We start from the raw sequence: 15,541 nt of genomic DNA on the forward strand, positions 1-15,541 counted from the left end.
GCCCCTCGGCCGCGACGCCGCCCGCTGGGCCCTGCTCTGTCCGGCCGCCCACGACCGGCCCCGGATTCCCGGCGATCACCTGGTTCAGCGGGAGACCAACCCTCTCTTCCGCGTCCGGTACGCCCACGCCCGCACCCGGGCACTCCAGCGCAACGCCGCCGACCTGGGCTTCCACCCCGAGCCCGGCCCCGTGAGCGACGCGGAAGCACTGCTCGCCGCACTCGGCGACCATCCCCGCATCCTCACCACCACCGCCACCCACCGCAGCCCCGACCGCCTGGCCCGGCACCTCGTCGCCGTCGCCGACGCCACGCTGCCGCTGCTTCCGGCCGTGCTGCCCCTGGGCGACGAGAAACCCTCGGCCGCCCACCGTGCCCGGCTCGCTCTCGCCGAAGCCGCCGGGGCGGTGCTGGCCGGTGGCCTGTCCCTGCTCGGCATCGACGCACCCGATCACCTCTGAAAGAGCACGCAGAATGAGCCGTTCCGCACACCCCGCCGGGCCCCGTCACGCCGACGTCCTCCCCGAGGGCCACTACTCGGCCCCGCCCGCCGACCTCAATGTCCTGGACCCGAAGGTCTGGGCGCAGACCGTGACGCGTGACGAGCACGGGGTCGCCACCGTCGGAGGGATCTCCGTCACGCGGCTCGCCGAGGAGTTCGGCACCCCGGCCTACATCCTCGACGAGGCCGACTTCCGGTCACGCGCGCGTGCGTGGCGCACCGCGTTCGGGACCGACGCCGACGTCTACTACGCCGGCAAGGCGTTCCTCTCCCGTGCCGTCGTGCGCTGGCTGCACGAGGAAGGGCTGAACGTCGACGTCTGCTCCGGCGGTGAGCTGACCACGGCTCTGTCCGCCGGCATGCCCGCCGACCGCATCGCCTTCCACGGCAACAACAAGTCCGTCGACGAGATCACCCGGGCCGTCGAAGCCGGTGTGGGCCACATCGTGCTCGACTCCTTCCAGGAGATCGTCCGGGTCGCCCACATCGCGCAGAGCCTCGGGAAGCGGCAGAAGGTCCTGATCCGGATCACCGTCGGCGTCGAGGCCCACACCCACGAGTTCATCGCCACGGCCCACGAGGACCAGAAGTTCGGCATCCCGCTGGCCGGCGGGCAGGCCGCCGAGGCCGTACGCCGTGCCCTCCAGCTGGACGGGCTGGAGCTGGTCGGCCTCCACAGCCACATCGGTTCGCAGATCTTCGACATGTCCGGGTTCGAGGTCGCCGCCCACCGGGTGGTCGGGCTGCTGAAGGACATCCGCGACGAGCACGGCGTCGAGCTCCCCGAGATCGACCTCGGCGGCGGGCTCGGGATCGCGTACACCAGCGACGACGACCCGCGCGAGCCGCACGAGATCGCCAAGGCGCTCAGCGAGATCGTCAGCCGTGAGTGCGAGGCGGCCAAGCTGCGCACGCCGCGCATCTCCGTCGAGCCGGGGCGCGCCATCGTCGGCCCGACCGCCTTCACGCTCTACGAGGTCGGCACCATCAAGCCCCTCGACGGGCTGCGGACGTACGTCTCCGTCGACGGCGGCATGTCGGACAACATCCGCACCGCGCTGTACGACGCCGAGTACAGCGTCGCGCTGGTCTCCCGCACCTCCGACGCCGGGCCGATGCTCGCCCGGGTCGTCGGCAAGCACTGCGAGAGCGGGGACATCGTGGTCAAGGACGCGTTCCTGCCGGCCGACGTGGCACCGGGTGACCTCATCGCCGTGCCGGCCACGGGTGCCTACTGCCGGTCCATGGCCAGCAACTACAACCACGTGCTGCGGCCGCCGGTCGTGAGCGTGCGTGAGGGTGAGGCCCGGGTGATCGTCCGCCGTGAGACGGAGGAGGACCTGCTGCGTCTCGACGTCGGCTGAGCGAGAAGCCGAGGCCGGGAAGCCGAGGCCGAGAAGCCAAGGCGGGGAAGCCGACGGCCGAGGAGCCGACGCCACGGGGTGAAAGATCTCCTGTCTGCCGCCCCGAGGAAAATGAAATAGACGTCTCACGATCCGGACCGGGGGCAGAAACTCCCGTCCGGTGAGTGAGACTGGTTCCACCGTAGACGGTAATGAGGAAACGAGGTCGGATGATGCGTACGCGTCCGCTGAAGGTGGCGCTGCTGGGCTGTGGAGTGGTCGGCTCAGAGGTGGCGCGCATCATGACGACGCACGCCGACGACCTCGCGGCCCGGATCGGGGCGCCCGTGGAGCTGGCGGGCGTGGCCGTACGGCGGCCCGACCGGGTCAGGGAAGGCATCGACCAGGCCCTCGTCACCACCGACGCCACCGCCCTCGTCAAACGCGGCGACATCGACGTCGTCGTGGAGGTGATCGGCGGGATCGAGCCCGCGCGGACCCTCATCACCACCGCCTTCGAGCACGGCGCCTCCGTCGTCTCCGCCAACAAGGCGCTCCTCGCCCAGGACGGAGCGGCCCTGCACGCCGTCGCCGAGGAGCACGACAAGGACCTCTACTACGAGGCCGCCGTCGCCGGTGCCATCCCGCTGATCCGGCCGCTGCGCGAGTCCCTCGCCGGCGACAAGATCAACCGGGTGATGGGCATCGTCAACGGCACGACCAACTTCATCCTCGACAAGATGGACTCGACCGGCGCCGGCTACCAGGAGGCCCTCGACGAGGCCACCGCCCTGGGATACGCCGAGGCCGACCCGACCGCCGACGTCGAGGGCTTCGACGCAGCCGCCAAGGCCGCCATCCTCGCCGGTATCGCCTTCCACACGCGCGTGCGCCTCGACGACGTCTACCGCGAGGGCATGACCGAGGTCACCGCCGCCGACTTCGCCTCCGCGAAGGAGATGGGCTGCACCATCAAGCTGCTCGCCATCTGCGAGCGGGCCGAGGACGGGGCGTCCGTCACCGCGCGCGTGCATCCCGCGATGATCCCGCTGAGCCACCCGCTGGCCTCCGTGCGCGGCGCCTACAACGCCGTGTTCGTCGAGTCCGACGCCGCCGGACAGCTCATGTTCTACGGCCCCGGAGCGGGCGGTTCCCCGACGGCCTCGGCCGTGCTCGGCGACCTCGTCGCCGTCTGCCGCAACCGGCTCAGCGGCGCGACCGGACCGGGAGAGTCCGCCTACGCCGCCCTCACCGTGTCCCCGATGGGCGACGTCGTCACGCGCTACCACATCAGCCTGGACGTGGCCGACAAACCGGGTGTTCTCGCCCAGGTCGCGACCGTCTTCGCCGAGCACGGAGTCTCGATCGATACGGTTCGCCAATCGGGGAAGGACGGCGAGGCCTCCCTCGTCGTCGTCACGCACCGTGCGTCCGACGCCGCCCTCACCGGGACCGTCGAGGCGTTGCGCAAGCTCGACACCGTGCGTGGTGTCGCCAGCATCATGCGGGTTGAAGGAGAGTAACCAGCAATGACCCACCAGTGGCGCGGAATCATCGAGGAGTACCGGGACCGTCTGCCGGTATCCGACAGCACGCCGGTCGTGACGCTCCGCGAGGGCGGCACGCCGCTCGTGCCCGCGCGGGTGCTCTCCGAGCGCACGGGCTGCGAGGTCCACCTCAAGGTGGAGGGCGCGAACCCGACCGGGTCCTTCAAGGACCGCGGTATGACCATGGCCATCACCCGGGCCAAGGAGGAGGGCGCGAAGGCCGTCATCTGCGCCTCCACCGGCAACACGTCGGCCTCCGCCGCCGCGTACGCCGTGCGGGCCGGGATGGTCTGTGCCGTGCTCGTGCCGCAGGGCAAGATCGCGCTCGGCAAGATGGGCCAGGCCCTCGTGCACGGCGCGAAGATCCTCCAGGTCGACGGCAACTTCGACGACTGCCTCACGCTCGCGCGCGGCCTGAGCGACAACTACCCCGTGGCGCTGGTCAATTCGGTCAACCCGGTGCGTATCGAGGGCCAGAAGACCGCCGCGTTCGAGATCGTGGACATGCTGGGCGACGCGCCCGACATCCACGTCCTGCCGGTGGGCAACGCGGGCAACATCACGGCCTATTGGAAGGGCTACAAGGAGTACGCCGCCGACGGCGTCGCCTCCCGGACGCCCCGCATGTGGGGTTTCCAGGCCTCGGGCAGCGCCCCGATCGTGCGCGGCGAGATCGTCAAGGACCCGTCGACCATCGCCACCGCCATCCGCATCGGCAACCCGGCCTCGTGGCAGTACGCGCTCGCCGCGCGGGAGGAGTCGGGCGGCTTCATCGACGAGGTGACGGACCGTGAGATCCTGCGCGCCTACCGGCTGTTGGCCTCGCAGGAGGGTGTCTTCGTCGAGCCCGCGTCCGCCGCGTCCGTCGCCGGTCTGCTGAAGGCCGCCGAGCAGGGCAAGGTCGACCCGGGGCAGCGGATCGTGTGCACCGTCACGGGCAACGGGCTGAAGGACCCCGACTGGGCCGTCGCGGGTGCCCCGCAGCCGGTCACCGTACCCGTCGACTCGGCGGCCGCGGCGGAGCGCCTCGGACTGGCCTGACGTGCGCCGACGCGCCGAGCGCCGGTGTAACGCCCGACACGTTCCGGCGTAAGACGGCGCCTGTCCGGGGAGGCTCCCTACGGGGGGTGCACAGGGGGCTTACGACACGCATCGTGCGCCTCCTGTGCGCCCTATGTCGCCACAGAACCTTCCTTCGATAGGCTGTACTGAACCCGCCCGCCGCATATGCCGCGGAGCCGCGCCGTCTCCGCGGCCCCCAGGGTTCTCGTACACCATCGAATGTCCGTCCCACGTCATTCGACAATCACGCAGCTCAAGGAGAGTCATCGAGCGATGGCCGGTCCAGCGTTCCGCGCCGCCGCCGTCCGGGTGCGCGTCCCCGCCACCAGCGCCAACCTCGGCCCGGGCTTCGACGCCCTCGGCCTCGCGCTGGGGTTGTACGACGACGTGGTCGTCCGGGTGGCCGACTCCGGGCTGCACATCGACATCGCGGGGGAGGGCAGCGAGACGCTCCCGCGCGACGAGCGGCACCTTCTCGTACGTTCCCTGCGCACCGCCTTCGATCTGCTGGGCGGACAGCCGCGCGGCCTGGAGATCGTCTGCGCCAACCGCATTCCGCACGGCCGGGGCCTGGGCTCCTCCTCGGCCGCCATCTGCGCCGGCATCGTCGCCGCCCGGGCCGTGACCATAGGCGCCGAGGCCAAGCTCGACGACACCGCGCTGCTGGAGCTCGCCACCGAGATCGAGGGCCACCCCGACAACGTCGCCGCGTGTCTGCTGGGCGGCTTCACGCTGTCCTGGATGGAGGGCGGCGCGGCCCGGGCGATCAGGATGGAGCCCGCCGATTCCATCGTTCCGGTGGTTTTCGTGCCCGGAAAGCCGGTACTGACCGAAACCGCGCGCGGCCTGCTCCCGCGCTCCGTGCCGCACGTCGACGCCGCCACCAACGCGGGCCGGGCCGCCCTGCTCGTCGAGGCCATGACGCGGCGCCCCGAGCTGTTGCTGCCCGCCACCGAGGACCGCCTGCACCAGGAGTACCGCGCACCGGCCATGCCCGAGAGCGCGGCGCTGGTGGAGCGGCTGCGGGGCGAGGGCGTCCCCGCGGTGATCTCCGGCGCCGGCCCGACGGTCATGGCGCTGGCCGACGCCGGCACCGCCGACAAGGTCGAGGCCCTGGCGGGCGCGGACTGGGCCGCGAACCGGCTGAGCCTCGATCCGCAGGGCGCGGTCGTGCTGCCGCTCGCGACCTCCACTGACATTTAGAAGCGCACGGTTGCCGGATTTCGAGAGGGGGAATGTTTGTTGGATCCGGTAGTGTTAACCTCAAGTCTGCACCCGACCCCACCATGGCGAGGTGCCTCGTGTCCCCGTCCGGGACAGACATTCTTCCGGGAGCCCCCCAAGCCGCACTGTGTTCCGTACGTCGGACCGTACGCCGTACACGGACACTGAGCGGGGCGCAGGGCACGCTCCGGAACCGGTGCGACCACGCCGCGTGACACTGACACTGGGTGCCACGGCATACGGAAGCGCCATCACCAGATTCCTCCGCCGCTGAGGCGGACCACCGCCCCGGCACGGTTCACACCAAACGGACCGAAGCCGGACAGCACAACCGGTCGCCGAGCCAGACAGGCCGACGTCCGCTCCAGGGAAGGACCCTTCGTGAGCGACACCACCGATCTGATGGGCGCACGTGTCGAGGAGACCGCTGCCGCGCCCGCCACGGACGCCTCCGCGCCTGCCACCGGTGCCGGCTCCCGGCGGCGCCGCGGTACCGGCCTCGAGGGCATGGTGCTGGCCGAGCTGCAACAGGTCGCATCCGGCCTCGGTATCAGGGGCACCGCGCGTATGCGCAAGAGCCAGCTGATCGAGGTCATCAAGGAGGCGCAAGGGTCCGGCGGCGCCGCCCCGGCCGCGAAGGCCGAGGCCCCCGCCGAGACCAAGCCGAAGCGCCGCGCCACCTCCCGGACCCGTACGGGGGACAACGCCGACAAGGCGGAGAAGAAGGCGGACGCGAAGCAGGCCTCCGAGGCCCCCGCCGACAAGGCCGACAAGGCCGACAAGGCCGTGGCCCAGCAGCAGATCGAGATCCCCGGCCAGCCGTCCCCCAAGGTCTCGGCTTCGCTCGACCAGGCAGGTGCCCCCACCGACGACGCGCCCTCCGAGCGCCGCCGTCGCCGGGCCACCGCCGACGCCGGGTCGCCGCCCGCCGCGGCTCCCGAGACGGTCGCCGCCGAGGCGAAGAACGAGTCCAGGGGCGAGTCGCAGCAGCAGCAGTCCCAGAACGACGCCAAGTCCGACGGGGGCGAGGGCGGCGAGGGCCGTCGTCGCGACCGCCGTGACCGTGGCCGAGACCGGGACCGCGACGGCGGTCGCGATCGCGACCGCCGCGGCAACAAGGGCGACGACCAGCAGGGCGGCCAGCGCGGCCAGCAGAACCAGCAGGGCGGCGGCCGTCAGGACCGTGACCGTCAGCAGCAGGACGACGACGACTTCGAGGGCGGCCGGCGTGGCCGTCGCGGGCGTTACCGCGACCGCCGTGGCCGTCGTGGCCGCGAGGAGATGGGCAGCGCGGAGCCGCAGATCAACGAGGACGACGTCCTGATCCCCGTCGCGGGCATCCTGGACATCCTCGACAACTACGCCTTCATCCGTACGTCCGGCTATCTGCCCGGGCCGAACGACGTGTACGTCTCCCTCGCCCAGGTCCGCAAGAACGGCCTGCGCAAGGGCGACCACATCACCGGCGCCGTGCGTCAGCCCAAGGAAGGCGAGCGGCGCGAGAAGTTCAACGCGCTGGTGCGTCTGGACTCCGTCAACGGCATGGCGCCCGAATCCGGGCGCGGGCGGCCGGAGTTCAACAAGCTGACGCCGCTGTACCCGCAGGACCGGCTCCGCCTGGAGACCGACCCGGGCGTGCTGACCACCCGCATCATCGACCTCGTGTCGCCGATCGGTAAGGGCCAGCGTGGTCTGATCGTGGCCCCGCCGAAGACCGGCAAGACCATGATCATGCAGGCGATCGCCAACGCGATCACGCACAACAACCCCGAGTGCCACCTGATGGTCGTCCTGGTCGACGAGCGTCCGGAAGAGGTCACCGACATGCAGCGGTCGGTCAAGGGCGAGGTCATCTCCTCGACCTTCGACCGCCCGGCCGAGGACCACACCACGGTCGCGGAGCTCGCCATCGAGCGTGCGAAGCGGCTGGTCGAGCTCGGTCACGACGTGGTCGTCCTGCTGGACTCCATCACGCGTCTGGGCCGTGCGTACAACCTCGCCGCCCCGGCCTCCGGCCGCATCCTGTCCGGTGGTGTCGACTCGACCGCCCTGTACCCGCCGAAGCGCTTCTTCGGTGCGGCCCGCAACATCGAGGACGGCGGCTCGCTGACCATCCTCGCCACCGCCCTGGTGGACACCGGGTCCCGCATGGACGAGGTCATCTTCGAGGAGTTCAAGGGCACGGGCAACGCCGAGCTCAAGCTCGACCGGAAGCTCGCCGACAAGCGCATCTTCCCGGCGGTGGACGTGGACGCGTCCGGCACCCGTAAGGAAGAGATCCTGCTCGCCCCCGACGAGCTCGGCATCGTCTGGAAGCTGCGCCGGGTGCTGCACGCCCTCGACCAGCAGCAGGCGGTCGAGCTGCTCCTCGACAAGATGAAGCAGACGAAGTCGAACGCCGAGTTCCTGATGCAGATCCAGAAGACCACTCCGACGCCGGGCAACGGCGACTGAGGTAAGCACTGGGCAAAGGGCCGCTCCCGTGAACGGGGGCGGCCCTTTGTGCTGCTCGCGTACAGGTAGGATCACGCTCTCTTCGAACATCTGATCCCGAGGGGGGACATACGTGGGTACATCCATGCCTGGGGGCGGCCGGCGCAGACGCCGGATACGTATCGCACTGCCCGTCGCCGCGGCCGGTGTGGCCGCCGCCGTGGCCGCAGCGCTGCTGACGACGTCCGCCGGCGCGGCAACCCCGCTGCCGCAGCCGACGGTCAAGCCCGCCACCAGCTCACCGTCGCTCGCCGAGCTGGAGAAGCGCGTCGCGGGCGCCCTGGCCGGTGACGACACGGCGGGCAAGACGAGCAAGGCGTCGCTGAGCGCGAGCACGAACACGAGCCCGTCCACCGTCGACCCGAAGATCATCGGCGGCAACGAGACCACCATCACCTCGGCGCCGTGGATGGCTCAGCTCTGGTACTACGACGACCGGGGCACCACCAGCGAGAGCGACGACATCGGCTTCTTCTGCGGTGGCGCCGTCGTCTCGCCGACGAAGATCCTCACCGCCGCGCACTGCGTCAAGGGCTACGACTGGAACGCCAACGGCGCCATTCTCACCGGCACCTCGCAGCTGCCGACCACCGACGCGGCGGGCGACACCGACCTGCACGGCGGCACCGTCACCGGCGTCTGGCGGCAGTGGAACCACCCGTCGTACAACGCGACGACCATCGACAACGACATCGCGGTGCTCACCCTGCCCGTCCCGGTCAAGGCCACGCCGATCCGCATGACGACGTCCGGCGACACCACGTCGTACAAGGCCGGCACCAGCGCCAAGGTCTACGGCTGGGGCCGCACCAGCTCCACCAGCGACGACATCTCCGAGACGCTGAAGACGGCCACGCTGCCCATCCAGTCCGACACCACCTGCGCCGGCGCGTACGGCAGCGACTTCGTCAAGGGCCACATGGTCTGCGCGGGCCAGCCCGCCACCGGCAGCGACGCCGGCACCACCAGCGCCTGCAACGGCGACTCCGGCGGCCCGCTGGTCGTGAACAACCGGATCGTCGGTGTGGTGTCCTGGGGCGTGGCGGACTGCGTCGCGAAGGGCGCCTACAGCGTCTTCAGCAAGGTCAGCTCCTACGTCGGCGCGACCTACCCGCGCATCGACGACACCAACGTCAACGGAGACCACAAGGCCGACCTGTGGGTGCGCAACGCCTCCACCAAGACCGGCTACTCCAAGAACTCCAACGGCACGTCGTTCGCCGCCCGCGAGTCCTGGGGCAACTGGAACGGCGTCAATGTCGTCCTCCAGACCGACTTCGACCGCGACGGCTACCAGGACCTGGTCTACCGGGTCAGCTCCACCGGCGACGTGTACTGGACGCACTACGTGATCTCCAGCGGCACCTGGTCCACCAAGCAGATCGCCGACAACTGGGCGACCCGCACCCGCATCATCACCCCCGGCGACGTCACCGGCGACTACCTGCCCGACCTGCTCTCGGTCGACTCCGCGGGCGTGATGTGGATCTACCCGGGCAAGGGCAACGGCACCTTCGCGCCCCGCGTGAAGGTCGGCTCCGGCTGGAACCAGTACAACTCCGTGCGCGGCCACGGCGACTTCACCGGGGACGGCAAGACCGACCTGATCGCCCGCAGCAAGACGGGCGGCTACGTGTACCTCTACAAGGGCACCGGCACGGCCGGCTCCGGCGCGTTCTCCGGCCGCGTCAAGGTGCGCACCTGGAGCAGCACGACGTACAACGCCTTCGACGCGACCGGCGACATCACCGGCGACGGCAAGGCCGACTTCCTGGCCCGCACGCCCGGCGGCACGCTCTACCTGTACCCGGGCACCGGCAAGGCGACCAGCGAGATCTTCGCCACAAGGAAGTCCGTCGCCACCGATTTCAAGCAGTACGACATCTTCGGCTGAACCCGCAGGTGAGCGAGGTACCCCTCGCTGTGCCGAACACGCACTGTGCCCACCGTCGTACGCGGTGGGCACAGTCCGTTGTGCAACCCTTTCCCGAGTTTCTCCGTCTGACCAGGCGGAGCGACGATGGTGCCAGGAGGACTCCCCGACCGAACACGCCTGGCACTGACCGCAGGGGGTAACCGACCGTAGACGAGCTGAGGAGCACATGTCTGCCGAGAGCACGCCGGGTCCGGGCATACCGGGCGATACCGGCATCACCGGGCCGCGCCACCGCGCCAAGGGCCGGCGCCGCAAGCCCCGTAAGCGTCACAGGGGCCTGATGGTGACGGCCTGGACCGCCGCGGGCCTCGTCGCCCTGGGCGGCGCAGGGGCGGGGTACGTGTACTTCAAGCTCAACGGCAACCTCAAGAGCGTCGACATCGACCAGGCCCTCGGCACCGACCGGCCCAAGAAGGCCGACAACGGCTCGGAGAACATCCTCGTCCTCGGCTCCGACACCCGCGCCGGCGGCAACAAGAAGCTCGGCGGCGGCACCGACGACGGCAGCGCCCGCTCCGACACGGCGATGATCGTGCACGTCTACAAGGGACACAAGAAGGCCAGCGTGGTCTCCATCCCGCGGGACACCCTCATCGACCGGCCCGAGTGCACGGACACCAAGGGCAACGAGCACCCCGCCGCGAACGGCGTGATGTTCAACTCCGCGTACTCCACCGGCGGGGCCGCCTGCGCCGTGAAGACCGTCGAGTCGATCACCGACCTGCGCATGGACCACTACCTGGAGGTCGACTTCTCCGGCTTCCAGAAGCTCATCGACGACCTCGGCGGCGTCGAGGTCACCACGACCAAGAGCATCGACGACCCCGACAGCCACCTGAGGCTGAAGGCCGGCACCCACAGACTCGACGGCGAGCAGGCCCTCGGCCTGGTCCGCACCCGTCACGGCGTCGGCGACGGCTCCGACCTGGGCCGCATCCAGCTCCAGCAGGCCTTCATCAAGGCCCTGGTCCACCAGATCAAGGACGTCGGCGTCTTCACGAACCCCAAGAAGCTGCTCGACCTCGCGGAGACCGCGACCAAGACAGTGACGACCGACTCCGACCTCGGCTCGGTGAACAAGCTCGCGTCCTTCGCGGGCGGCCTCAAGGGCATCACCCCCTCCAACATGCACATGGTCACGATGCCGGTCGCCTACGACCCGGCCGACCCCAACCGCGTCCTCCTCCAGGAGCAGAAGGCCGACCAGATCTGGAAGGCCCTGGCCAACGACAAGCCGATCCCGAAGAGCGCGACGAAGGGCACGGCCACAGGTGAAGCCAAGGGTGTGGTGAGTAGCTCTTAGGGGCGCGGGGCTGTATCGATATGCGGCTCCGCCGCGTGGGCGCGACAAGCCCCCACCGGCCCGCAGGGAACAAATAACGGCAACCCCCGGTTTGGGGGGATGGCACCAGTCCTGGCAGACTGGTACGTCGGCTCCGGTTCACGCTCCCGCATCCCGCGGCAGCGACCCGGCGCCCTCCCGAAACCTAGGAGACACCTTGAAGCGCGACATCCACCCCGCGTACGTCGAGACGCAGGTCAGCTGCACCTGCGGCGCGTCGTTCACCACCCGCAGCACCATCGAGTCCGGCGCGATCCGTGCCGATGTGTGCTCCGAGTGCCACCCGTTCTACACGGGCAAGCAGAAGATCCTCGACACCGGTGGCCGCGTGGCCCGCTTCGAGGCCCGCTTCGGCAAGGCCGCCGGCTCCAAGAAGTAGCGAGCCCCCTAGGGCCTGCCCGGCGGATCCTGTCGGAGACGCGGGGCCTGGCACGCACATCTGCGGCGTTGTCGTCAGTCGCCGACGCTCCGCGTCGACTCCTTCCTCCGCCTTGCAGCTGCACGCACCAGGCCCCGCTCACCGGCACTGACGGGTACGGCGGATTTCCTCCGACCTGATCCGCCGGGCAGGCCCTAGCGCCGGTCCACGGACGCGCCCCCTCACCGGGCGCTCCGGGACCGGCGTTTTTGGTCGCCCGCCCTCTTCACCCCCGCCAGTACACAGGAGCCCAAGATGTTCGAGGCCGTCGAGGAACTCGTCGCCGAGCACGCCGACCTGGAGAAGAAGCTCGCCGACCCGTCGGTCCACTCCGACCAGGCCAACGCGCGCAAGCTGAACAAGCGCTACGCCGAGCTCACCCCGATCGTCGCCACGTACCGCTCCTGGACGCAGACGGGCGACGACATCGAGACCGGGCGCGAGTACGCCGCCATCGACCCCGACTTCGCCGCCGAGGTCAAGGAACTGGAGAAGCAGCGCGAGGAGCTGACGGAGAAGCTGCGTCTGCTGCTCGTCCCGCGCGACCCCAGCGACGACAAGGACGTCATCCTCGAGATCAAGGCGGGCGCGGGCGGCGACGAGTCGGCCCTGTTCGCCGGTGACCTGCTGCGCATGTACCTGCGGTACGCCGAGCGGGTCGGCTGGAAGACCGAGATCATCGACGCCACCGAGTCCGAGCTGGGCGGCTACAAGGACGTCCAGGTGGCCGTGAAGACCAAGGGCGGCCAGGGTGCGACGGAGCCCGGACAGGGCGTGTGGGCCCGCCTGAAGTACGAGGGCGGCGTGCACCGCGTGCAGCGCGTCCCGGCCACCGAGTCCCAGGGCCGTATCCACACCTCCGCCGCCGGTGTCCTCGTCACCCCCGAGGCCGAGGAGGTCGACGTCGAGATCAACCCGAACGACCTCCGCATCGACGTCTACCGCTCCTCCGGCCCGGGCGGACAGTCCGTCAACACCACCGACTCCGCCGTGCGCATCACGCACGTCCCGACCGGAGTCGTCGCCTCCTGCCAGAACGAGAAGAGCCAGTTGCAGAACAAGGAGCAGGCACTGCGTATCCTGCGCTCCAGGCTGCTCGCCATGGCACAGGAGGAGGCGGAGAGGGAGGCCGCCGACGCCCGCCGCAGCCAGGTCCGCACCGTCGACCGCTCCGAGAAGATCCGCACGTACAACTACCCGGAGAACCGCATCTCGGACCACCGCGTCGGCTACAAGGCGTACAACTTGGACCAGGTCCTGGACGGCGACCTCGACGCGGTGATCCAGGCCTGCGTCGACGCGGACTCGGCGGCGAAGCTCGCGGCCGCGTAGGACCCACAGGAGTACCCACAGGAGTACCGAGCACCGGAGGACTTGCGTGCAGCAGTCATTTGGGGGGCGACCCCCAAGCCCCCGCAGCGTGCTGCTCGCGGAGGTGGCCCAGGCCACCCAGCGGCTTGCCGACGCCGGCGTGCCCTCGCCACGCACCGACGCGGAGGAACTCGCCGCGTTCGTGCACGGCGTCAAGCGCGGTGAGCTGCACTCCGTCAAGGACTCCGACTTCGACGCCCGCTACTGGGAGGTCATCGCCCGCCGCGAGGCCCGCGAGCCGCTCCAGCACATCACCGGGCGGGCCTACTTCCGGTACCTGGAACTCCAGGTCGGTCCCGGGGTGTTCGTGCCGCGGCCCGAGACGGAGTCCGTGGTCGGCTGGGCCATAGACGCGGTACGGGCCATGGACGTCGTCGAGCCGTGCATCGTCGACCTGTGCACCGGCTCCGGCGCCATCGCGCTCGCCCTCGCCCAGGAGGTGCCGCGCTCGCGCGTGTACGCCGTGGAGCTGTCCGAGGACGCCCTCCGGTGGACCCGCAAGAACGTGGAGGGGTCCAGGGTCGAACTGCGCCAGGGAGACGCCCTGACGGCCTTCCCGGACCTCGACGGACAGGTCGACCTGGTCATCTCCAACCCGCCCTACATCCCGCTCACCGAGTGGGAGTACGTCGCCCCCGAGGCGCGGGACCACGACCCGGAACTGGCCCTGTTCTCCGGCGAGGACGGCCTCGACCTCATCCGCGGCCTGGAGCGCACCGCGCACCGGCTGCTGCGCCCCGGCGGCGTGGTGGTCGTGGAGCACGCCGACACCCAGGGCGGCCAGGTGCCGTGGATCTTCGCCGAGGACCGGGGCTGGACCGACGCCGCCGACCATCCGGACCTGAACAACCGCCCGCGTTTCGCCACGGCCCGCAAGGCGCTGCCGTGAGCACCCCGCAGTCTTCGCAGTCTTCATCCCAGCAGCACGTGTACGAGGAGGCCAGCTAAAGATGGCACGGCGATACGACACCAACGACGCGACCGACCGTGTGACCGGTCTGCGCGAGGCAGCGTCCGCCGTCCGCCGTGGCGAGCTCGTGGTGCTGCCGACGGACACGGTGTACGGCATCGGCGCCGACGCGTTCTCCGCGGAGGCCGTCGCCGACCTGCTGGAGGCCAAGGGCCGGGGCCGCAACATGCCCACCCCCGTGCTCATCGGCTCCCCGAACACGCTGCACGGGCTCGTCACGGACTTCTCCGAGCTGGCCTGGGAACTGGTCGACGCCTTCTGGCCGGGCGCGCTGACGCTCGTCGCCAAGCACCAGCCGTCCCTCCAGTGGGACCTGGGCGACACCCGTGGCACGGTCGCCGTGCGCATGCCGCTGCACCCCGTCGCCATCGAGCTGCTGACGGAGGTGGGCCCGATGGCCGTCTCCTCCGCCAACCTGACCGGCCACCCGGCGCCGGAGAACTGCGACGCCGCGCAGGAGATGCTCGGCGACTCCGTCTCCGTCTACCTGGACGGCGGCCCGACCCCCGGCAACGTCCCGTCGTCGATCGTCGACGTGACCCGTGAGGTGCCGCTGCTGCTGCGCGCCGGCGCGATCTCCGCGGAAGAGCTGCGAAAGGTCGTACCCGACCTCGAGGTGGCGAATTGACGGCCCCTGGAGCGGGGCGTGGCATAGGCAACGGGGAAAGCGCGGCGGAGATCACGACGACGTTCGTGGGGCTTCCGCGCGACAGCTTCCGCATCCTCCACGTCAGCACCGGCAACGTATGCCGCTCGCCCATCACCGAGCGGCTGACCCGCCATTTCGTGCGGGAGCGGCTCGGGATCCTGGGCGGCGGGCTGATCGTGGAGAGCGCGGGCACCTGGGGTCACGAGGGCGCCCCCATGGAGGCCAACGCGGAGACCGTGCTGGCCGACTTCGGCGCGGACGCCTCCGGCTTCACCGGGCGCGAACTCCTCGACGAGCACGTGATCCGCGCCGACCTGGTGCTGACAGCGACGCGTGACCACCGCGCCCAGGTCATCTCCATGGGCCACTCCGCGGGCCTGCGGACCTTCACGCTCAAGGAGTTCACCCGCCTGGTGAAGGCCATCGACCCGGCGACCCTGCCGCCCCTGGAGGAGGGCCTGGTCGCACGCGCGCGTGCGCTGGTGCGTGCCGCGGCGGCTCTACGCGGGTGGCTGCTGGCACCGAACGCCGAGGCGGACGAGGTGTACGACCCCTACGGGGCGCCCCTGACGTTCTTCCGGTCCATCGGGGACGAGATACACCAGGCACTCGATCCGGTCGTCACGGCCCTCACCGGCGTCCCCGCAAAGACGTAGGCGTCCCCGCAAAGACGTAACGGCCGAGC

At 70.4% G+C, this 15,541-nt stretch carries 13 protein-coding genes; all 13 read left to right on the top strand.

The window, feature by feature from the left end:
* The coding region (locus CA983_RS13715; RefSeq protein WP_244206875.1) for a DALR anticodon-binding domain-containing protein at window positions 1-460 on the top strand (460 nt) is incomplete at its 5' end.
* 13 nt (window positions 461-473) lie between these two features.
* A complete protein-coding gene (gene lysA, locus CA983_RS13720; protein ID WP_086601170.1) occupies window positions 474-1,865 on the top strand; it encodes a diaminopimelate decarboxylase in 1,392 nt (463 codons plus the stop codon).
* Between the two features lie 209 nt (window positions 1,866-2,074).
* Window positions 2,075-3,367 (top strand): homoserine dehydrogenase, encoded by a 1,293-nt coding sequence (locus CA983_RS13725; protein ID WP_086601171.1) that lies wholly within the window; start codon window positions 2,075-2,077, stop codon window positions 3,365-3,367.
* 6 nt (window positions 3,368-3,373) lie between these two features.
* On the top strand, window positions 3,374-4,432 hold the full coding sequence (gene thrC / locus CA983_RS13730) for a threonine synthase (protein WP_086601172.1): 1,059 nt from the start codon (window positions 3,374-3,376) through the stop codon (window positions 4,430-4,432).
* Window positions 4,433-4,726: 294 nt separating this feature from the next.
* A complete protein-coding gene (gene thrB / locus CA983_RS13735; protein ID WP_086601173.1) occupies window positions 4,727-5,656 on the top strand; it encodes a homoserine kinase in 930 nt (309 codons plus the stop codon).
* Window positions 5,657-6,058: 402 nt separating this feature from the next.
* Window positions 6,059-8,131 (top strand): transcription termination factor Rho, encoded by a 2,073-nt coding sequence (rho, locus tag CA983_RS13740; RefSeq protein ID WP_086601174.1) that lies wholly within the window; start codon window positions 6,059-6,061, stop codon window positions 8,129-8,131.
* Between the two features lie 124 nt (window positions 8,132-8,255).
* Window positions 8,256-10,064 carry a trypsin-like serine protease gene (locus CA983_RS13745; RefSeq protein ID WP_086601175.1) on the top strand — a complete coding sequence of 603 codons (1,809 nt, stop codon included), beginning with the start codon at window positions 8,256-8,258 and terminating at the stop codon, window positions 10,062-10,064.
* Window positions 10,065-10,272: 208 nt separating this feature from the next.
* Window positions 10,273-11,409 carry an LCP family protein gene (locus CA983_RS13750; protein WP_086601176.1) on the top strand — a complete coding sequence of 379 codons (1,137 nt, stop codon included), beginning with the start codon at window positions 10,273-10,275 and terminating at the stop codon, window positions 11,407-11,409.
* 196 nt (window positions 11,410-11,605) lie between these two features.
* Entirely contained in the window at window positions 11,606-11,827 is a 222-nt protein-coding gene (rpmE, locus tag CA983_RS13755; protein WP_010040182.1) for a 50S ribosomal protein L31, read from the top strand.
* Between the two features lie 294 nt (window positions 11,828-12,121).
* Entirely contained in the window at window positions 12,122-13,198 is a 1,077-nt protein-coding gene (gene prfA, locus CA983_RS13760) for a peptide chain release factor 1 (RefSeq protein WP_086601177.1), read from the top strand.
* A gap of 88 nt (window positions 13,199-13,286) precedes the next feature.
* Window positions 13,287-14,126, top strand: a complete 840-nt coding sequence (gene prmC, locus CA983_RS13765) for a peptide chain release factor N(5)-glutamine methyltransferase (protein WP_059417219.1) — start codon at window positions 13,287-13,289, stop codon at window positions 14,124-14,126.
* 61 nt (window positions 14,127-14,187) lie between these two features.
* Window positions 14,188-14,835 carry an L-threonylcarbamoyladenylate synthase gene (locus tag CA983_RS13770; RefSeq protein ID WP_086601178.1) on the top strand — a complete coding sequence of 216 codons (648 nt, stop codon included), beginning with the start codon at window positions 14,188-14,190 and terminating at the stop codon, window positions 14,833-14,835.
* Window positions 14,832-15,512, top strand: coding sequence for an arsenate reductase/protein-tyrosine-phosphatase family protein (locus tag CA983_RS13775; RefSeq protein WP_086601179.1), 681 nt, complete (start codon window positions 14,832-14,834; stop codon window positions 15,510-15,512). Before CA983_RS13770 ends, CA983_RS13775 begins: the two co-directional genes overlap by 4 nt.
* The last annotated feature ends 29 nt before the right edge of the window (window positions 15,513-15,541 follow it).

Source organism: Streptomyces swartbergensis (assembly GCF_002148965.1).
GTDB classification, from domain to species: Bacteria; Actinomycetota; Actinomycetes; order Streptomycetales; family Streptomycetaceae; genus Streptomyces; species Streptomyces swartbergensis.